The organism is Mycolicibacterium wolinskyi, assembly GCF_002101965.1.
GTDB classification, from domain to species: Bacteria; Actinomycetota; Actinomycetes; order Mycobacteriales; family Mycobacteriaceae; genus Mycobacterium; species Mycobacterium wolinskyi.
In genome coordinates this window covers 141,160-159,767 of the sequence record NZ_LQQA01000033.1, presented here as the reverse complement: position 1 = coordinate 159,767, position 18,608 = coordinate 141,160, and the positions used below count along the sequence as shown (strand labels likewise).

Here is an 18,608-nt window from a genome sequence, read left to right as displayed (position 1 = left end):
CGGGTAGACGAGCAACGTATCCGCAGATCATGATGTCCGAATGGTTCTGCAACACACTGAGCCCACCGGTGCCCCGGAGGCGGGCGCCCGGAAGGTGCCCGAGGCCCCGCTGACCGTGACGGCTCCGGTGCCGTACTCGGCCAGCGCGTCGCTGCGGAACCCGTTTCCGCCGATCGCTGACTACGGCTTCCTGTCCGACTGCGAGAACACGTGCCTGATCTCGTCGGCCGGGTCGGTCGAGTGGTTGTGCGTGCCGCGGCCGGACTCGCCGAGCGTGTTCGGAGCCATCCTCGACCGTGGCGCCGGCCACTTCCGGCTCGGCCCCTACGGGGTGAGCGTGCCTGCCGCGCGCCGCTATCTGCCCGGCAGCCTGATCTTGGAGACCACGTGGCAGACCCATACGGGTTGGCTGATCGTGCGCGACGCACTCGTGATGGGGCCTTGGCATGACATCGAGACACGATCGCGGACTCATCGCCGCACCCCGATGGATTGGGATGCCGAGCACATCCTGCTGCGCACGGTGCGCTGTGTGAGCGGCACCGTCGAACTCGTGATGAACTGCGAACCGGCCTTCGACTACCACCGCGTCAGCGCGAATTGGGAGTACTCCGGACCGGCATACGGGGAGGCCATCGCGCGCGCCAGCCGCAACCCCGATGCGCACCCGACCCTGCGGCTCACCACGAACCTGCGCATCGGCATCGAGGGCCGCGAGGCGCGGGCCCGTACGCGGCTCACCGAAGGCGACAACGTCTTCGTCGCGCTGAGCTGGTCGAAGCATCCGGCGCCGCAGACCTACGAAGAAGCCGCCGACAAGATGTGGAAGACCAGTGAGGCCTGGCGGCAGTGGATCAACGTCGGCGACTTCCCCGACCATCCGTGGCGGTCGTATCTGCAGCGGAGCGCCCTGACGCTGAAGGGCCTGACCTACTCCCCGACCGGCGCGATCCTGGCCGCTCCCACCACATCGTTGCCGGAAACTCCCCAGGGCGAACGCAACTGGGACTACCGCTACGCCTGGGTGCGCGATACGACGTTCGCGCTGTGGGGCCTGTACACGCTCGGCCTGGACCGCGAGGCCGACGACTTCTTCTCGTTCATCGCCGACGTGTCGGGCGCCAACAACGGTGAACGCCACCCGCTTCAGGTGATGTACGCCGTCGGCGGTGAACGCACGCTCATCGAAGAAGAGCTGAATCATCTGTCCGGCTACGACAACTCGCGGCCGGTTCGGATCGGCAACGGTGCATACAACCAACGCCAACATGACATCTGGGGCACCATGCTCGATTCGGTGTACCTGCATGCGAAGTCGCGCGAGCAGATTCCCGACGCGCTGTGGCCCGTGCTCAAGAATCAGGTCGAGGAGGCCATCAAGCATTGGAAGGAACCCGACCGCGGCATCTGGGAGGTACGCGGCGAACCTCAGCACTTCACCTCCAGCAAGATCATGTGCTGGGTGGCGCTTGATCGCGGTTCGAAGTTGGCCGAGCTTCAGGGCGAGAAGAGCTACGCCCAGCAATGGCGGGCGATCGCCGAGGAGATCAAGGCCGACGTGCTGGCACGCGGCGTGGATTCGCGCGGTGTGCTCACCCAGCGCTACGGAGACGACGCGCTCGACGCATCGCTGCTGCTGGCCGTGTTGACCCGGTTCCTGCCCTCCGACGATCCGCGGGTGCGGGCCACCGTGCTGGCAATCGCCGACGAACTCACCGAGGAAGGGCTGGTGCTGCGTTACCGCACCGAAGAGACCGACGACGGTCTTTCGGGCGAAGAGGGCACGTTCACGATCTGTTCGTTCTGGCTGGTTTCGGCTCTCGTCGAGATCGGCGAGGTGAGCCGGGCCAAGCATCTGTGCGAGCGCCTGCTGTCGTTCGCGAGCCCGCTGCATCTGTACGCCGAGGAGATCGAGCCGCGCACCGGTCGCCATCTGGGTAACTTCCCCCAGGCGTTCACACACCTGGCGTTGATCAACGCCGTCGTGCACGTGATCCGCGCCGAAGAAGAAGCCGACAGTTCCGGCGTGTTCGTGCCCGCCAACGCCCCGATGTAAGGCCTGTTCTCCGGCGAGCAGACACGTAGGTACCCGAAACGAGCCGTTTCTGGGTACGTACGCGTCTGCTCGCGGGAGAAGATCTCTCGAAAATCACGGTGCGCCAATATCTGTCAATGCGTCTGCCGGGCAAGCAGCATCGGGGGCATGAGCCACTCTCACCCCGCGGACACCTCCCGCACCACGATCGACACCGCGATCGGCGTCCTCGTCGGGTTGCGTGGCTGCACGCCCGATCAAGCGTTCCGGGAGCTGGTTCGGGTCGTGCAGCGCACGGGCATCGGAATAGGAAGCATCGCCCGCGGTCTCGTCGATCTGGCCGGCGGCCGCTCTGGATCATCCGCCGAGTACGCCGAGGCCTTCAACGCCTGGGGTGAACTGCTGGCGCAGACCCGGCGGACGCCGGCCGTCACCCGGTGACGGGCCGGTCCTCCACCATCGACAAACCGATCATCCTGAACGGTTTCTCGATGGACGCGGTCTCGCACGTCAACTACGGGTTGTGGCGCCATCCCCGCGATCAGACCCACCGCTACAACACCATCGCCTACTGGGTCGAGCTGGCCCAGATTCTCGACCGGGGACGATTCGACACGTTCTTCCTGGCCGATGCGCTCGGGCTGCTCGACACGTACGGGGGCAATGCGGACGCGTCGCTACGCAGTGGAACACAATCCCCGGTGAGCGACCCGCTGCTGCTGGTGTCGGCGATGGCCGCGGCCACCACACACCTGGGCTTCGGGATCACCGTCTCGACGACCTACGAGCATCCGTATCTCCTGGCCCGCAAGTTCACGACACTGGACCATCTCACCGAGGGCCGGGTGGCGTGGAACATCGTGACCTCGCAGCTCGACAGTGCGGCCCGAAACCTCGGACTGGAACGGCAGATCCCGCACGACGAGCGCTATGAACGCGCCGACGAGTTCCTCGATGTGGTCTACAAACTGTGGGAGACGTCGTGGGAGGACGACGCCGTGGTACGGGACCGCGAGCGCAACGTCTACACCGATCCGGCCAAGGTCCACCGAATCGACCACAAGGGAAAGTATTTCACCGTCAGGGACGCACACCTGTCCGAGCCCAGCCCGCAGCGCACACCACTGCTGCTGCAAGCCGGTGGTTCGCCGCGCGGTCAGCAGTTCGCGGCCAAGCACGCCGAAGTGATTTTCGTGGCCGGCGCCGACGCGCCCGGTATCCGGCGCAACGTCGAGAGCATCAGGACGCTGGCGGCCGGTTACGGCCGCGATCCCGACTCGCTGATTTTCATCAGCGCCCTGTCAGTTGTGGTGGACAACACAGCGGCCGGTGCCCGCGGCAAACTTGCGGACTACCAACGGTATTTCGACGTCGAAGGCGCACTGGCACATTACTCGGCGAGCACCGGCGTCGACTTCGCGGGCCAGGACCTCGACAGTGTGATCGGCCGCCACGACACCGATTCGAACCGCTCGCTGTTGTCGATGTTCGCCGACGCCGACCGGCGGTGGACGTTGCGCGAGGCGCTCGCGCCGTCCTCCGGATTCGGCCGCAGCCGCACACTTGTGGGCACGCCGGTCTCGGTGGCCGACGAACTGGAGCAGTGGTTGGCCGACACCGGGACGCAGGGAATCAACCTTTTGCACATCGTCAATCCCGACAGCTATCGCGACTTCGCCGAACTGGTGGTGCCCGAACTCGACCGGCGCGGCCGCGTGCGGCCTCGACCCACCACCGCAACCACGCTGCGCGAGCGGGTGCAGGGTACTGCTCGGATCCGAGACGACCATGCGGCCGCGCGGTATCGCGACGCTCGCGTTTCCCGCGGAGTGAACGTGTGATGACCACCGACATCAGAGTGCTCGACACCGAGCAGGAACTGACCACCGCGCTCAACGTGTTTCGCGCGGCGATGGTCGGCTTTCCCCGGTTGTCCGGCTTGCCTGCCGGACGGATCCGCCGGATTCTGGAGCCGGGCCGAACATTCGGCGCGTTCGTCGACGGCACGCTCGCCGGCACCACGGACTCGGCAACCAGCTCGCTCACCCTGCCCGGCGGCAAGGTCGTGGGTCATGCCGCCGTTACCCACGTCGGCGTCCTGCCCTCCCACACGCGCCGCGGTATCGCCACTGACCTGCTACGCCACCAGCTTCGCGACATCCGTGACCGCGGCGAGACAGTGGCGACCCTACGGGCCTCCGAAGCCACCATTTACGGTCGTTTCGGCTACGGGGTCGCGAGTTCGTCGAACACCGCCGAACTGCTCACGCGGCGGGCTGCCCTGCGACCCGGAATCGGGCACGGCGGGCCGGTGCGGCTGATCGATCCTGACGAGTCGTGGCAGCTGCTGCCGCAGATCTATGCCGCCAATCGGCCCGAGCGGCCCGGGACCATCGATCGTCCGCCGGTCTGGTGGCAGTCACAGCGGCTACGTGCCGAAGCTGCAGCAGGACCGAGTTACGTTGTCGTCCATGGCGACCCGGGTTCTGAGACGGGGTTCGCCCGCTATCATCCAGTCGACACAGACGGGTGGTTCGTCAGCGAGCAGCGCACGGTTCTGATCGACGACTTCTTCGCGCCCACCGATGAGGCCTATGTGGGACTGCTGCGGTTTCTGATCGACCTCGATCTGATCGATCGGTTGATATTTCAGATGCTGCCGGTCGACGATCCGCTTCCCTGGCTTCTGGTCGACCGTCGCGCCGCCAGAATCACCGGCACCCGCGACGAGACGTGGTTGCGCGTCGTCGATGTGCCTGCCGCACTCGGCGGACGCAGCTACAGCGACGGCGGGTCCGTCACGTTGACGGTTCATGATCCGCTGCTGCGAGAGAATTCGGGCACGTATGCCATCTCGGCCGGTGGCGCCGAGAATGTCGGCGGCACCGCGCAGTTGGAGGCCGGGGTCGAGGCGGTCGCAGCCGCGCTGCTCGGCGGAACAACGTGGCGTGCCCTGGCGTTGAGCGGTTCCGTACGGGTCAACGATCCCGAGGCGCTTGCCGTCGCCGACCGCCTCTTCTCGGTGCCCGCGCAGCCGCACACCGGCATCTTCTTCTGACATGTCGTCGTGGCGATAACTTCGGACTGATCGAAACCGTTGTCCGGCAAAGACTCCTGGCCGACCATGGTCGCATGAGAACGGTGCTGTCCAGGCGACACACACACGATGACGCTGTTTGACGTCACCGATCTCGCCGTCACTATTCACACCGGGAACCGCGCTCGCGGGCGGCGAGCGGTGCGGGCGGTCGAGTCGATCAGTTTCGCGGTGGAACCCGGCCAGACCGCCGCCATCGTCGGCGAATCCGGCTCCGGCAAGAGCGTTTCGCTGCTTGCCGCCACTCGGCTGTTGAGCCCCGATGCGGAGGTGACCGGGTCGGTGCGGTTCGCCGGCCGTGACCTGCTGACCCTGGACGGACGCGAACTGCGCCGAATCCACGGCAAGGACATCGGTTTCGTATTCCAGGATCCCCAGAGCAATCTGCACCCGTACAAGACCATCGGGCGCCAGATCGACGAGGTCCTGCGTATCCATACCCGTACCGACCGGCGTGAACGACGCGGCAGGGTCGAGGAGCTGCTCGCCGAGGTCGGCATCGACGAAAAGGGTTACGACAGCTATCCATCGGAGTTCTCCGGCGGCATGCGGCAGCGCGCGATGATCGCGATGGCGATCGCACTGAATCCGGCACTCATCGTCGCCGATGAGCCGACCACAGCTCTGGACGTGAGCGTGCAGGCCGGAATACTCAACCTGCTCAAGCGGCTGCAGCGCGAGCACGGCGCCGCGATCCTGTTCGTGAGCCACGACCTCGGTGTGGTCCACGACATCGCGGACACCGTCACCGTCGTCAAAGACGGTCGAGTCGTGGAAACCGGTACCCGTGAACGGGTTTACCAGCATCCACAGGAGCAGTACACCTGTGATCTGCTGTCGGCGTCGCGCCTGCACAGTCTGCCCGGTGTCGACGGCTCCCCACTGATCGATCCGGTGGAATCGACCGAACCGCTGCTGAGGGTTCATGGGCTCCGCAAGAGCTACCGCACCCGGGCTCGGCGTGAACGTCGGACCGTGGTCGACGGCCTGGACTTCGCGATCCATCCCGGCGAGATCGTCGGTCTCGTCGGGGAATCCGGGTCGGGCAAGTCGACTGTCGGCCGGATCGTCGCGGGTCTGCAGTACGCCGACGCAGGTGAGATCACGTTGTCCGGTGCGCGATTCCCCACTGCGGTCGCGGATGGTGTCCCCGCACTACCGGCCAGCGCCCGCCGTGACGTACAACTGGTCTTCCAGGACCCTTACTCGAGTTTGAACCCGCGCCGCACCGTTGCGGACTCGCTCGCCGAACCGCTGCGCGCACAGCGCGTTGATCACCCCACCATCGACGCCCGCGTGTCCAGCGCCGCCGAGGACGCGCGACTGCCGCGGACATTGCTCGACCGGTTTCCCGCCGAGCTGTCGGGTGGGCAGCGGCAACGTGCCGCGATCGCTCGTGCGCTGGTTCTGCGACCCCGGCTCATCGTCGCCGATGAAGCCTTGTCGTCACTGGACGTCACCACGCAAAGCGAGATCATCTCGCTCGTCGTCGAACTTGTCCGTGAACATCGCACGGCCTTCCTGTTCATCACGCACGACCTGGGGGTTGTTTCGGCGATCGCACACCGCGTGATCGTGCTCGGCCCCGACGGCTTGGAGGAAAGTGGTCCTACCGCAGAGGTTTTCGCCGCACCACAGTCGGCGTACACACGCAAGCTGCTCGATGCGGTGCCACGGTTGACGGCCTCATGACGGATCTGCTGCTCAGACCACAAGTGAGCGCCGACAGCCCGCCGCAGGCGCGCACGCGCAAGCTGCGATCGTTCCTGCGCGATCCCGGGCTGGTCGCGGGTTCGGTTCTGTCGGGTTTCGTACTGCTGGCCGCCCTTGGAGCACCTGTGGTCGCCGCGATCGTCGGTCATGGGCCCAACGAACAGTTTCCCGACGAAACGCTCGACGCGGCAGGGCTTCCGATCACCGGTGGCCACGGCTTCCTGCTCGGCGCCGACGGCAGCGGCCGAGATGTCCTCGTCCGCACGCTCTACGGCGCGCGCGTCTCGCTGGCCATCGGTATCCCGGCCACCACCATCGCCATGCTCATCGGCGTCGTCGTCGGACTGGCCGGTGGGTACTTCGGCGGCCGGATCGACGCGGTGCTTTCCGAGCTGACCAACATCGCGCTGGCCTTTCCCTTCCTGGTGACGGCGCTGAGCGTGGTGACGCTCAACCGGGGCACGGCAGGCACCACCGTCGTCGACCCCATCGTGGTGGTGATCGGCATCATCGCCTTGTTCTCCTGGACCTACTTCGCGCGGCTCGTGCGCAACTCGGTCATCGAGATCAAGGCGAAACCGTACGTGCTCGCAGCGATCGGCGCGGGCAGCTCGCATTTGCGCGTCATTGTGCGCGAAATTCTGCCCAACATCGCGCCCACTGTCGTCATCTATTGGGCTGTCCAGCTTCCGATCAACATCATCGCCGAGGCATCGCTGTCCTATCTCGGCGTCGGCATCCGGCCGCCCACTCCCAGTTGGGGCACGATGATCGCGAATGCCCAGGACTCTGCGCTGTATCAAACCCAGCCGCTGATGCTCATCGCCCCGGCGGGTGCGCTGTTCCTCACCGTTCTCGGCTTCAACGTGCTCAGCACGGCGCTGCGCAATCGATTCGACCCGAGCACGACCCGGTGACGCGAACTCTGCTCTGGCGGTCGGCCCGCATGGTACTGACCGTGTTCGCCGTAGTGCTCGTGACATTCGGGCTCACCAAGGTCGCCTACCAGAACCCGGCCCGAATGCTGGCCCCGGAGAACGCGTCTCAGCAGACGGTCGATGCGATCGCCAACAGCCTGCGGCTCAACGACCCCTGGTACGTGCAGTTGTGGCATTACGTGGTGCGGGGGCCCGAGATCAAGGGCACGCCGACCGGACTGGTCAACTGGCCGCCCAGCCTCGGCTATTCGTACCGCGAACAACGCCCCGTCACCGATCTGATCCTGGAGAAGATTCCGGCGACCCTGAGCCTGGCCGTCGGCGCACTGGTGTTGTGGGTCGCGCTGTCGATCGTCCTCGGGGTCTATGCGGCCCGCAAGCCCGGCGGCGTGTTCGACGCGATCACCTCAGGCATCTCCTATGTGTTCCTGTCGATCCCGACCTTCGTGACGGGCGTCATCCTGCTGTTCGTCCTTTACTACCAACTCTCGCTCGCAGGCGTGAAATGGTTTCCCAGTGGAGGCTACGTCGCGTTCACCACGTCGCCGTCCGAGTGGGCACGTCATCTGCTGCTGCCATGGCTCACGCTCGTGCTCGCCGAACTCGGTCTGTTCCAGCGCGTCGTCCGGGCCTCGGTGCTCGAGGTGGCGAACAAGGACTTCATCCGCACCGCGCGTGCGAAAGGCGTCGCACCGCATGGGGTCTACTTCGACCATGCACTGTCAGCCGCACTCAATCCGATCCTGACGCTCGGCGCCATCGAGTTCGCCGCGATCCTTGGCGGCGCCATCATCACCGAGCAGATCTTCGGTATCGACGGTGTCGGACGCCTCGCCGTCAATGCGGCCAACAACGGGGATGCTCCGGTGGTGATCGGATGCACCCTTCTCGGTGCGGTGATCTTCGTGGTGTCCACCTTCGCCATCGACGTCATCACCGCGGCACGCAGCGGCAAATAGGCCACCCCACAACACAACTGAGGAGAACCATGAAGTCACCACGAAAAGTGGTCGGCGCGTTGATCGCGACCACCGCCCTACTCGTCGCCGCGTGCGGCACCGATGGCGGTGAACAGGCATCATCCACCGACCCCGAGAGTCTCTACGGCGGGACGCTACATATCGCCTCGGTCGGCGATGTCGATGCGCTGGATCCGCTGATCGCCTACTCCGCCGAATCGTGGCAGGTCATCAGGGCGACCACCCGCCAGCTCGTCACCTATGCAGGCAACAAAGAGAGCATCGGAGAAGACACCGAGGTGGTCCCCGATCTCGCCGAGAGCTGGGACATCAGCCCCGACCGCAGAACCTACACGTTCCATCTGCGCGACAACATCAACTTCTCCGGCGCGAGCACGCGCCCGATCACCGCACAGGATTTCGTCTACGCCGTCAAGCGGTTCCCCGACCCCAATGCACAAGTCAGTGCGATCACCTATTACAACGCGCTGTTCGAAGGGTTCAAGGAGTACTCCGACGAGTTCGCCAAAGTCCCCACCGGTGACCTGGCCGCAGTCAAGAGGTTCATCGACACGCACGAGATCAGCGGTCTGAAAGCACTGGACGACAAGACATTACAGCTGACGTTGACGCAGCCGGCCAGCGATATCCTGGATATCCTCACGCTCAACTTCGTCACACCGCTGCCCGAGGAGGTGGTGTCGAAGTACTTCGCCGACAGCCTGGAGTTCCGCAAGAACTACGCATCGAGCGGCCCGTACTACATCGAGTCCCTCGACCCGGGCAAGCAGCTGACCCTGGCCAAGGTGCCCGAGTACAACGCCGAAGGAGACCCGCGAAAGGCCTACGCCGACAAGATCGTGTTCGACACCACGGTCAGCTCCGCCGACGCCGTATCCCAGCAGTTGCAGACCGGCACGGCCGACATCGGGCTCTATGTCCGCGCGTACCCGGCCAACGTCATCGCGCAGTACAAGAAGACCGATCCCGACCACCTCCACACCTCGGCGAGCGGCTCGGCGATCTTCATCAGCTGGAACAATCCCGCCGAGCCGAAAACACCGGCCCAGGATGCGTTCAAGGATCTCCGGGTCCGGCAGGCCTTCAACTACTCACTAAACCGTGCCGACGTGGTCCGCGGTCTCGGCGGTCCGGACTCCGCGATCGCCAGCAACGAGATCCTCACCTCGACCATCGTCGGCTACACGGGGAAGAACCCGTACCCCACGCCGGACGACAAAGGTGACCCCGAGAAGGCCAAAACGCTGCTGACCGAGGCGGGCAAGCCGGGTTTGACGGTCAACGTGGCATACCGCAACAACCCCGAGTTCGAGAAGATCGCGACGTCGGTGCAGACATCGGCCGCCAGGTCGGGTATCAACGTCAAGCTCACGCCCATCGCCGCCGACAGCTGGGGCGCGTTCGACGCCTTTTTGAGCGACAAGTCGAAGCTCGACCAGTGGGATCTGGCGATCACGAACTGGACGCCGGACTGGCAGGGCAACAGCGCCCGCATGACTCTCGGCGGATGGTTGGATTCCGACTTCGCACCCGGCGGCACGTGGAACGGGGTCACCTACCACAATCCGAAGCTCAACGAGGCCGTCAACCGGGCGTTCGCCGCACCGGACCCGACGGCGGACTGGCAGGAAGCCAACACGATCGCGACCGAGGACCTGGCCTGGTTCCCGCTCATCGAGCGGGTCAAGACCGTGCCCACATCCGATCGAGTGACTAACTGGACCTGGCAGTCGCTCGGAAACGGCGCCGACATCACCAACATTGCGGTCAACGGGTAGTCGGCGGGTCAGGGGCGGCGCGCGAGCAACCAGGCTTCGCCGCCGCCCTCGCCTGCATCGATCACCTCGAAGCCACCGAAGGCCGCCAGGAGTTCGCCGCGTACGGCGCGAAACCGACCGGGTTCGCGGTCAACCTCGCTGAGTACGCTGATCGCGAGAACACCTGCCGGGGTGAGACGTTCGATCATCGCCGGGTACAGGCCCGGGTCACGGAACCGGTGACACAGGATGACGTCGACGGAAGGCCCGGCGGGAAGACCGCCATCGAGGTCGACGACGTCGAAGCGGCACCGATCCGCGACGCCGTATTGCGCGGCCAGCCTCTCCGCGTGATCGATCGCGACGGCGGACACGTCGACACCCCAGACCTGCAGTCCTCGCCGGGCCAGCCAGACAGACCCGAAGCCCGTCCCACACGCGATGTCGAGGGCCGTTCCCGTCACCGGGAACACTGATTCGCGTGCCGCGAAAACGGCAGGCGGTGCGGGCTCGGCCACCGCTTCGCAGCGACCCGCGTACGTCGCGTCCCAACGCACCCGATCCTGCTCGCTCACCTCGCCACCCTACGAAATAGGGGCGAGGGAATACGAGCCATGGCCGCCGAGGTTGGCCACAGCATGCGAGCCATCGTCTACGACCCGCAAGCCCCTGCCAATCTGCGACTCGCCGAGGTGGCCGATCCACCGGTGGCCGATTCGCAGGCACTGATCGACGTGCACGCGATCGGCCTCAATTTCGGTGAAGTGCACTTCATCGACCAGATGCGCAAACCCGGTGAGGTGCCGGGGTGGGACAGTGCAGGCGTGGTCGTTCAGGCCGCGGCCGATGGGTCCGGCCCGGCCGTCGGGACGCGCGTGGTGGGGTTCAGCGGCGAGGCCGGCTGGGCACAGCGCCGCGCGGTCGCCACCGAGAATCTGACCGAGTTACCCGAGTTCGTCGAATTCGAGGAAGCCGCGGCCCTACCCGTTGCCGGTGTGACGGCGCTGCAGGCGTTACGTGCCCTCGGCCCGATCGTCGGCCGTCGTGTCCTCATCACCGGGGCCTCCGGCGGGGTCGGCCGGTTCGCGGTGCAGCTCGCGGCCAGAGCCGGTGCTCACGTGGTCGCCGCTGTCGGCAGCGCCCCGCGCGGTGAAGGCCTGACCGAACTCGGAGCGGCCGAGGTGGTCGTCGGTCTCGACAGCGTCACCGAACCCGTCTACGGCGTACTGGACAACGTGGGCGGAAAGCTTCTCGCACAAGCCTTCAGCCTGGTGGCCGACGGTGGTTCCGTACAGTCGATCGGAATGGCCTCCAACGAACCGACCACCATCGACTTCGAGCACGAACGCCGGTTGGGCAACCGGAAACGGTTGGAGCCCTTCACTGTTCGAGCACCGTTCGCCGCCGATCTGCGCTATCTCCTGACCCTGCTCGCCGATGGCGAGCTCGATCCGCAGATCGGGCTACGGGACTCGTGGGAGAACGTCGCGAGCGCCGCGCAAGCGTTGCTGGACCGCAAGGTGGCGGGTAAGGCCGTGTTGCGCGTCAGGTGAGGACGGGTCAGTTGCCCTGGCCACCTCTGCCCCGCGACGCGAGGTCGGACACCGGATCCTTGCCGTTGACGAACCACTCGCCCAGGATCCGCGCCTTGTAGACGACGGGATTGTGTGACGCGAGGGTGCGGGCATTGCGCCAATGCCGGTCCAAGGCAAGCTCTTCGGACACACCTGACGCACCGAGCGCGTCGAACACCCTGGTGGTGGTGCGCAGTGCGGCGCCGATGATCACCAGTTGTGCCTGCGTCACGGCCACCTCGGCGTCGATGAGCAGTTGACGCGCATGGTCGTCGCTGCCCGCGAGACGGCCCGCCACGATCCGGTCCAAAGTCTGCGCGCTCCGGCCCAATGCGGCCTGGGCACCAAAGGCCTCGGCCGACAGTTCGCCGATCACCTGCAGCAACTGCGGATCGTCGGCAGGCACGTCGGACAGGCCCTGCGGATAGTTGCGTTTGCGCGCCTTGAGCGCTGCGGTTCCGTCGCGCTGCGCGGCCTTCGTGATGCCGGTGAGCACCGCGAGCATGGCGATCTGATAGAAATGCGCTTGGTACGTGAAGCGTTGTGCGGCGGGAAACACGTTGCCGCGCTCGGCCCGGGCCGCCGCGTAGTGGGCCGATCCGCTTGCGGTCGTGCGCTGACCGAAGCCGCGCCAGTCATCGGTGAGGGTGACGCCCGGATCGTCGGCACGCACGAGCGCCGTCCACAGCTCGCCGTCGTCACCTCGCCCGAGCACGTCGAGCCAGTCGGCGTAAAGACTGCCCGTGGCATAGTATTTCGCGCCGGACACCAGCCAATGGTCGTCGGCGGCGGTGACCGTGGTCGCCAGGTTGGCGAGGGTCACGTTGTTCGCCTCGGTCCAACCGCCACCGACGAATTCCCCTGCGAGGAACCGCTTGATCCAGGTGTTGTTGTCCTCTGTCACCGGGGCGTTGAGGCGGTCCTCCACGAAAGCCAGGTGGTTACGCCAGATATGCGCGACATTCGCGTCGGCCTGCCCCAACTCGGCCAACAACTGGAAGGTCTGCTCCAGAGAAGCACCGAATCCGCCTTGCTCGGCCGGAATTCGCAGGGTGCCGAAACCGGCCTCGCCGAGCCACCGCACCTGCTCGTGCGGGAACACTCGATCCCGTTCGCGCGTCACGTTGCCCTCGGCGATCCGATCGAAGATCGGCCGGAACACCGAGCGCAGTTCGGCGTCGTAGCCGGTGGGCCGCTTCAAATAGATGTTGTCCGTGCTCATTCCGTACTCCCGCCCGCGTCGATTCGATATGCGTACTCGTCGGCCACCGCCACATAGCCCAGCCTGCGGTACAAGAGGTGCGCCTTGCTGGCGTTGTCGATGTCGGTGCCGAGTGAGGCTGCCGTGAACCCGCGTCGTAGCGCGGCCAGCCAGATCTTGCGCAGCAACAGTTCGCCTGTCCCCCGCTGCCGACGGTCCCGGCGCACGCCGATGTAATCGGTGTGGGCGCTGCGCTGCGCGGCCGCGCCGGTGCCCACGGTGTAGACCGAACCGAGGACGTAGCCGATCACGACCTCGTCCCTGTCGATCGCTGCGAGGCTGAAGTCCGGACTGAACGCCCGGCTGTGCAGATGATGTTCCCAACGTTGCGGGGTTTTCGCCATGTTGCCGAAATGCTCGCTGAACGTGTCGAACTGCAACTGCCGCACCTGCTCACCGAATCCACCGGCAATGACTTCAGGCCAGGACAACACCGCCACCCCGTCGATGTGCGCCGCGGCGAGGGCTGACGGGTCCTCGTCGGTCAGAGACTTTCGGGTACTGATGAACTGACGTTCCCGCCACGCGCCCTGATCGACGAGTGCGGCGATGGCGGCCGCCTGGTCGGCACCGATGTAGACCCGCAAGTAGGAGCCGGGCGTGGCCACGCGGTGGAAGCGGGCGACGGTATCACCGACGATCGTGTCGACCGCATCTCTCGGCACGGACGGCCCGAACACGAAGTCCGCCAACACCTCCGGTTCTTCCCCATCGGGCTGATGCAATGCCGCGTATCCGAGCACGTCATCCGAATCGCCGTAGAGGACGACTGCCGACCCGGGGTACACCCCGTCGAGCTGTTCGGCGACATCGCGGGAATCGGCGGCGAACTTTCGTCCGCCGAGTCCCGGGGTCGTGGCCAGGAAGTCGGCGATCAGCGGGTGGTGACGCGGCGTCGCCTGCGCCACCGACCACCGGTCGACGACGACGGCATGCCCGGTGAGCGTCACGGCGTGACCCCCTCGTTCAGCAGCCGTTGCTGCTCCTCTTCGGACAGGGTCTGGATGCTGCCGATGCGCCTGGCCACCTCGGGCCTGGTCCGCTTGAGGTACCAGTACCACGCCAGGCCGATCAGCAGGATGCCACCGAAGACGAACGGCAAGATGTTGAACGGGAAATCGGGCACCGGATAGAAGTTGCTGATGATGACGTAACCCAGCCCGATCGTCGCCGCCACCGAGACCGCGAGCCGAACGGGGGTCAGCGCATTGATCTTGCACAGCCAGATCGGGGTCGCGATCACAACAAGCAGGTAGCTCACCAGGAAGCCCCAGTTCGCGACGTAGCCGCCGTACACGTCGAACACCAGCCGGCCCGCCGAGCTGAAAGTGGCGACCGTGGAGAACACCAGTGCCAGAACGCCGACGAAAACGACTCCGGCCCAAGGTGTTTTATACGTGGTGTGCACCCTGGCGAACACCTGCGGCAGTGCGCCTTCGTGAGCGAAGGTGAACAATGACCGTGCCGCCGCGGTGGTGACCGCGGTGACGAACACGATGAACGCGACCGCGACGGCCGCGCTCACCACCTGGTTCACCCAGGCGACTCCGACCGAGTCGGCGAGCTGCGGCAACACCGCCTTGTCACCGTCGATCTCGCCGAAATGCAGGATCTGCGGATAGGTGGCAAAGATGTAGAGGACGCCGAGCAGGATGACCACGCGCAGCAGTGACCGGGCGATGTTGCGGTGGGCGTTCCTGGCCTCGGCGCCCAGCGACGCGACACTCTCGAAACCCGCGTACGACCCGACCGCGGTGACCGCGGCGATGAACGTGGCACTCGACCCGAGATGCTGCGGGTCCCACTGATCCCAGTCGATGCGGAAGCCGTAGCCGATGTAGGACGCCACGATGATCACCAGGATCGACGCGATCGCGAGCAGTTCGAACGCGAGCTCGTACCGCGCCGCGACCGAGACACCGCGATACGGCAGGTAGACCGCGAGCCCCACCACGACGAACACCAGCAGGAGCCGGAACCAGACGGCTTGTGAGCCAAGGCCGATCGACTCAAGGAAGGCATCGAGGTACAAGACACCGCCGAGCGTTCCCGTGGTCGCGAACCCGATGTAGCCGAACAACAGGCTGAATCCGGCGGCATACGCGAAGCCCGGCCCCAGCCCGTTGCCGGTGTAGGTCCCGAGCGAGCCGGAAGACACCGTGCGTTTGGCCTGGAAACTGATCGTGATGGCGACCAATGCCACGATGAGCAAGCCGATGACCGCGGCCCAGGCCGCGCCCTTGCCGGCCGCCACGAACAGCGAGAACGGCACCACCGCCACCGCCACGCTGGGCGCTGCGGCGGCAAGCCCCTGGGCGAACACGCCCCAGGGCCCCAACGCGTCACGCTCCAGTCCGGTGGACTCTGCGGTGGTCAGAGCACGGCCCCCGGCCGTCGTCGGCTCGTCAGTAGTAGTCACGGTATTGTCCTTTCTGACCGCGACGCCGCCCGTGCGCAGACGGGTGGTTGGTGAGTCGGTATGTGTTGTCACACTGCCGCAATAGGATTCGTCGCGTCAGCTATCGAATCGGCGGGATTCTATTGAGAGGTAACGGTATTCCTGCGGAATGCCGCAGCGGGGTGCGCGTCACCCAACAACCCGGTGTCGCCCCCGAACAGTCGCTGGCGCAGCGTCGTGGGTTCACCCGCTTCGCGCGCGCGACCACGCTTGCGCAGTTCTGGAATGAGGTAGGTGGCCACATCGGTGAAGCTGCCGGGAGTGACGTGGTAGGCGATGTTGAAACCGTCGACGCCGGTCCGCGCGGCATAGGCTTCCAGCTGATCCGCGACGGTCGCGGCGGATCCGACGAAACAGCTCTCCCCCGAAACCGCCCAGATTACCGACGTAATCGCGAAGCGTAAGACGCTGCCGAACATCGGAATCCGTGACCGCGGCGAGTATCGAGCGGCTGGCATCGGTGTCGAACTGCTCGATCGGGCGGTCCACGCCGTATGTCGACCAGTCAACTCCACTCAGCGCGGAGAGCAACACCAGGCCGCCCTCCAGGTCGTGGAACTTGGCGAGGTCCTCGGCCTTGGCCTGCGCAGCCGAATCGGTGCTGTCGGTGACGATCTCGACCGAGGTGATGAACTTCAGCGAGCCCGGATCGCGGCCGTGCCCGGCCGCGCGACGACGGACGTCATCGATATTGGCCCGCAGCACGTCGGGGCGGGGATCGCTGGCGAAGACCAGTTCGGCGTTGCGGGAGGCGAATTCGCGACCGGCCGGCGACGTGCCCGCCTGGAACAGCACCGGGGTGCGTTGCGGGGACGGTTCGACGAGGTGGGCTCCGGGGACGGTGAAGTAGCGCCCGTCGTGGCCGATGTCGTGAACCTTCGTCGGATCGGTGTACACACCGCCTTCCCGGTCGCGCAGCACGGCGCCGGGTTCCCACGATCCTTCCCACAGTTTGAAGGTGACCTCGACGAACTCCTGGGCGATCGCATACCGCTCGTCGTGCGGAATCTGGCGGTCACGCCCGATGATGTTGCGCGCCGCGCTGTCGAGCAGCGACGTGACGATGTTCCAGCCGATCCTGCCGCCCGTCAGATGGTCGAGCGTGCTGAACTTGCGCGCCAACAAATAGGGGCTTTCGTACGTGGTCGACACCGTGATGCCGAACCCGAGCCGTTGTGTGGCAGCCGCCATCGCCGACACCGCCAGCAGCGGATCGGTGACGGGCGTCTGCACGGCCCGGGCGAGCGCCGCGCTCGCGTCACCGCCGAACACGTCGAGCTGGCCGACCGCATCGGCGATGAACAGCAGGTCGAACCCACCGTCGTCGAGCAGCTTCGCGAGCTCCACCCAGTACCGGATGTCGGTGTACTCGGCAGTGCGGTCGTCCGGGTGACGCCAGAGCCCGAAGTTGCCGTGTGACACCGTCGACATCGTGAACGCCGAGAGCACGAACGGTGCGGTCACCGCTCGGGCCTCTGCGGAACGTCCAGCCCGAGATGCGATCTCAGCGTGGTACCGATGTATTCATGGCGGAACAGGCCACGCTTGCGCAGTACTGGGACCACCTGTTCGACGAACAACGCGCTCTGCCCCGGCAATCCCGTGTCTCGCAGGACGAAGCCGTCGGCGGCGCCCGCGGTGAACCACTCCTCGATCTCGTCGGCGATGCGCTCCGGGGTGCCGACCACGGCGGCGCCCCATCCGTTCACGGTGCGGTACAAGAATTCCCGCACACTGGGGTTGCCGTCACTCGCGAGGTGGCGGTAACCGGCCAGAGCAGTCTGGTGGGTCTCGGTGTGATCGGGGAACGCCGAAGCCGGGACGGGGCCGTCCAGGTCCACACCCGTGACATCGACGTCGACTTCGAGCAGCCAGCCGGCCTGGTACTCGGGACTGAAGTACTCGTACTCCTCACGTTCGGCGCGCCGGGCCTCCTCGTCGGTCGAGCCGACGACGTAGCGCAGCGACGGTGTGATCAACGGCGGCTTGGACCGTCCGAGCCGACGGGACTCCTGATGGATCTGCCGGTAGAACTCCTCGGCCCGACCCCGGTTGCCGTGACTGGTGAAGATCACTTCGGCGTGCGTGGCGGCGAACGTTCGTCCGGTGTCCGAGGATCCGGCCTGGAAGAGCACCGGCCGCCCCTGCGGTGACCGTGCCGCGCCGATCGGGCCGGCCACGTCGAAGTAACGGCCGTGATGGTCGGCGGGGCGAATACTGTTGACATCGTTGAAGATCCCCGCGGCACGGTCTTCGACGATCGTGTCCTCACCCCAGCCGTCCCACAGTTTCCGGACGACTTCGAGCGCCTCCCCGGCTATGAGATAGCGCTCATCGTGAGCGCGTACCCCGTCGGCGCTGAAGTTGTCGGCGGCGGCACGCGCGAAACTGGTCACGAGATTCCAGCCGGCCCGGCCGCCACTGAGGTGATCCAGGGAAAGGAGCTGGCGGGCAAGGTGATACGGGTGGGCGAGCGTCGCAGAACCGGTGACCACCAGACCGATGCTCTCGGTCACCGACGACAACGCGGCGGTTGTGGTGAGCGGCTCGAAATCCTCGGTGGTCTTGTACGCCCATGTCGCGGGTGGCCCGTAGTTCAACCCGTCGGCGAAGAACAACGCGTCGAACGTGCCGGCCTCGGCGGTTCGGGCGTGTTCGAACAGGCGGCGCCGCACTCCTGCGGTGCTGTTGTCGACGTCGGGATGCCGCCACGGACCGGCTGACCGGGTATTACCGAAGGCCAGCAGATGTAGCTCTCTTGGCACTCCGGCGACGTTACGGCGTCACCGCCCCGC

General features: G+C 65.9%; 14 protein-coding genes and 1 pseudogene. 9 read left to right on the top strand and 6 right to left on the bottom strand.

All coding sequences use genetic code 11. From position 1 onward, the window contains the following. Window positions 1–40 precede the first annotated feature (40 nt). The 8 genes from AWC31_RS31030 (at window position 41) to AWC31_RS30995 (ending at window position 10,541) form a co-directional block, all read left to right on the top strand. Window positions 41–2,056 carry a glycoside hydrolase family 15 protein gene (locus AWC31_RS31030; protein ID WP_085148707.1) on the top strand — a complete coding sequence of 672 codons (2,016 nt, stop codon included), beginning with the start codon at window positions 41–43 and terminating at the stop codon, window positions 2,054–2,056. 147 nt (window positions 2,057–2,203) lie between these two features. Then, window positions 2,204–2,476 (top strand): ANTAR domain-containing protein, encoded by a 273-nt coding sequence (locus AWC31_RS31025; protein WP_085148705.1) that lies wholly within the window; start codon window positions 2,204–2,206, stop codon window positions 2,474–2,476. Between the two features lie 50 nt (window positions 2,477–2,526). Continuing rightward, complete coding sequence (locus tag AWC31_RS31020; RefSeq protein ID WP_085149884.1) at window positions 2,527–3,876, top strand: LLM class flavin-dependent oxidoreductase; 1,350 nt, start codon at window positions 2,527–2,529, stop codon at window positions 3,874–3,876. Next, window positions 3,876–5,093: a GNAT family N-acetyltransferase gene (locus tag AWC31_RS31015; RefSeq protein ID WP_085148703.1), complete on the top strand. Its 1,218-nt coding sequence runs from the start codon at window positions 3,876–3,878 to the stop codon at window positions 5,091–5,093. The genes AWC31_RS31020 and AWC31_RS31015 overlap by 1 nt, the downstream gene beginning before the upstream one ends. A 108-nt stretch (window positions 5,094–5,201) precedes the next feature. Further along, the gene (locus tag AWC31_RS31010; protein WP_085148700.1) at window positions 5,202–6,824 is read left to right on the top strand and encodes a dipeptide ABC transporter ATP-binding protein; all 1,623 of its coding nucleotides are present in this window, start codon (window positions 5,202–5,204) and stop codon (window positions 6,822–6,824) included. Next, on the top strand, window positions 6,821–7,762 hold the full coding sequence (locus AWC31_RS31005; RefSeq protein ID WP_085148696.1) for an ABC transporter permease: 942 nt from the start codon (window positions 6,821–6,823) through the stop codon (window positions 7,760–7,762). Before AWC31_RS31010 ends, AWC31_RS31005 begins: the two co-directional genes overlap by 4 nt. Continuing rightward, on the top strand, window positions 7,759–8,742 hold the full coding sequence (locus AWC31_RS31000; protein WP_085148693.1) for an ABC transporter permease: 984 nt from the start codon (window positions 7,759–7,761) through the stop codon (window positions 8,740–8,742). Before AWC31_RS31005 ends, AWC31_RS31000 begins: the two co-directional genes overlap by 4 nt. Before the next feature lie 29 nt (window positions 8,743–8,771). Next, window positions 8,772–10,541, top strand: a complete 1,770-nt coding sequence (locus AWC31_RS30995) for an ABC transporter substrate-binding protein (protein ID WP_085148690.1) — start codon at window positions 8,772–8,774, stop codon at window positions 10,539–10,541. A gap of 8 nt (window positions 10,542–10,549) precedes the next feature. On the opposite strand, the gene AWC31_RS30990 is transcribed toward AWC31_RS30995, so the two are convergent. Beyond that, window positions 10,550–11,095, bottom strand: coding sequence for a class I SAM-dependent methyltransferase (locus AWC31_RS30990; protein ID WP_085148687.1), 546 nt, complete (start codon window positions 11,093–11,095; stop codon window positions 10,550–10,552). Window positions 11,096–11,158: 63 nt separating this feature from the next. Between AWC31_RS30990 and AWC31_RS30985 the strand changes: the two genes are divergently transcribed. Next, the gene (locus AWC31_RS30985) at window positions 11,159–12,073 is read left to right on the top strand and encodes a zinc-binding dehydrogenase (RefSeq protein ID WP_085149882.1); all 915 of its coding nucleotides are present in this window, start codon (window positions 11,159–11,161) and stop codon (window positions 12,071–12,073) included. 7 nt (window positions 12,074–12,080) lie between these two features. On the opposite strand, the gene AWC31_RS30980 is transcribed toward AWC31_RS30985, so the two are convergent. The 5 genes and pseudogenes from AWC31_RS30980 to AWC31_RS30960 form a co-directional block, all read right to left on the bottom strand. After that, the gene (locus tag AWC31_RS30980; protein WP_085148684.1) at window positions 12,081–13,316 is read right to left on the bottom strand and encodes an acyl-CoA dehydrogenase family protein; all 1,236 of its coding nucleotides are present in this window, start codon (window positions 13,314–13,316) and stop codon (window positions 12,081–12,083) included. Then, on the bottom strand, window positions 13,313–14,305 hold the full coding sequence (locus AWC31_RS30975) for a GNAT family N-acetyltransferase (RefSeq protein WP_085148681.1): 993 nt from the start codon (window positions 14,303–14,305) through the stop codon (window positions 13,313–13,315). The genes AWC31_RS30980 and AWC31_RS30975 overlap by 4 nt, the downstream gene beginning before the upstream one ends. Further along, window positions 14,302–15,774, bottom strand: a complete 1,473-nt coding sequence (locus AWC31_RS30970) for an APC family permease (RefSeq protein ID WP_085149880.1) — start codon at window positions 15,772–15,774, stop codon at window positions 14,302–14,304. Before AWC31_RS30970 ends, AWC31_RS30975 begins: the two co-directional genes overlap by 4 nt. Before the next feature lie 119 nt (window positions 15,775–15,893). Continuing rightward, window positions 15,894–17,244, bottom strand: a pseudogene (locus AWC31_RS30965) (LLM class flavin-dependent oxidoreductase). Window positions 17,245–17,273: 29 nt separating this feature from the next. Beyond that, window positions 17,274–18,578 (bottom strand): NtaA/DmoA family FMN-dependent monooxygenase, encoded by a 1,305-nt coding sequence (locus tag AWC31_RS30960; protein WP_085148678.1) that lies wholly within the window; start codon window positions 18,576–18,578, stop codon window positions 17,274–17,276. Window positions 18,579–18,608 lie beyond the last annotated feature (30 nt).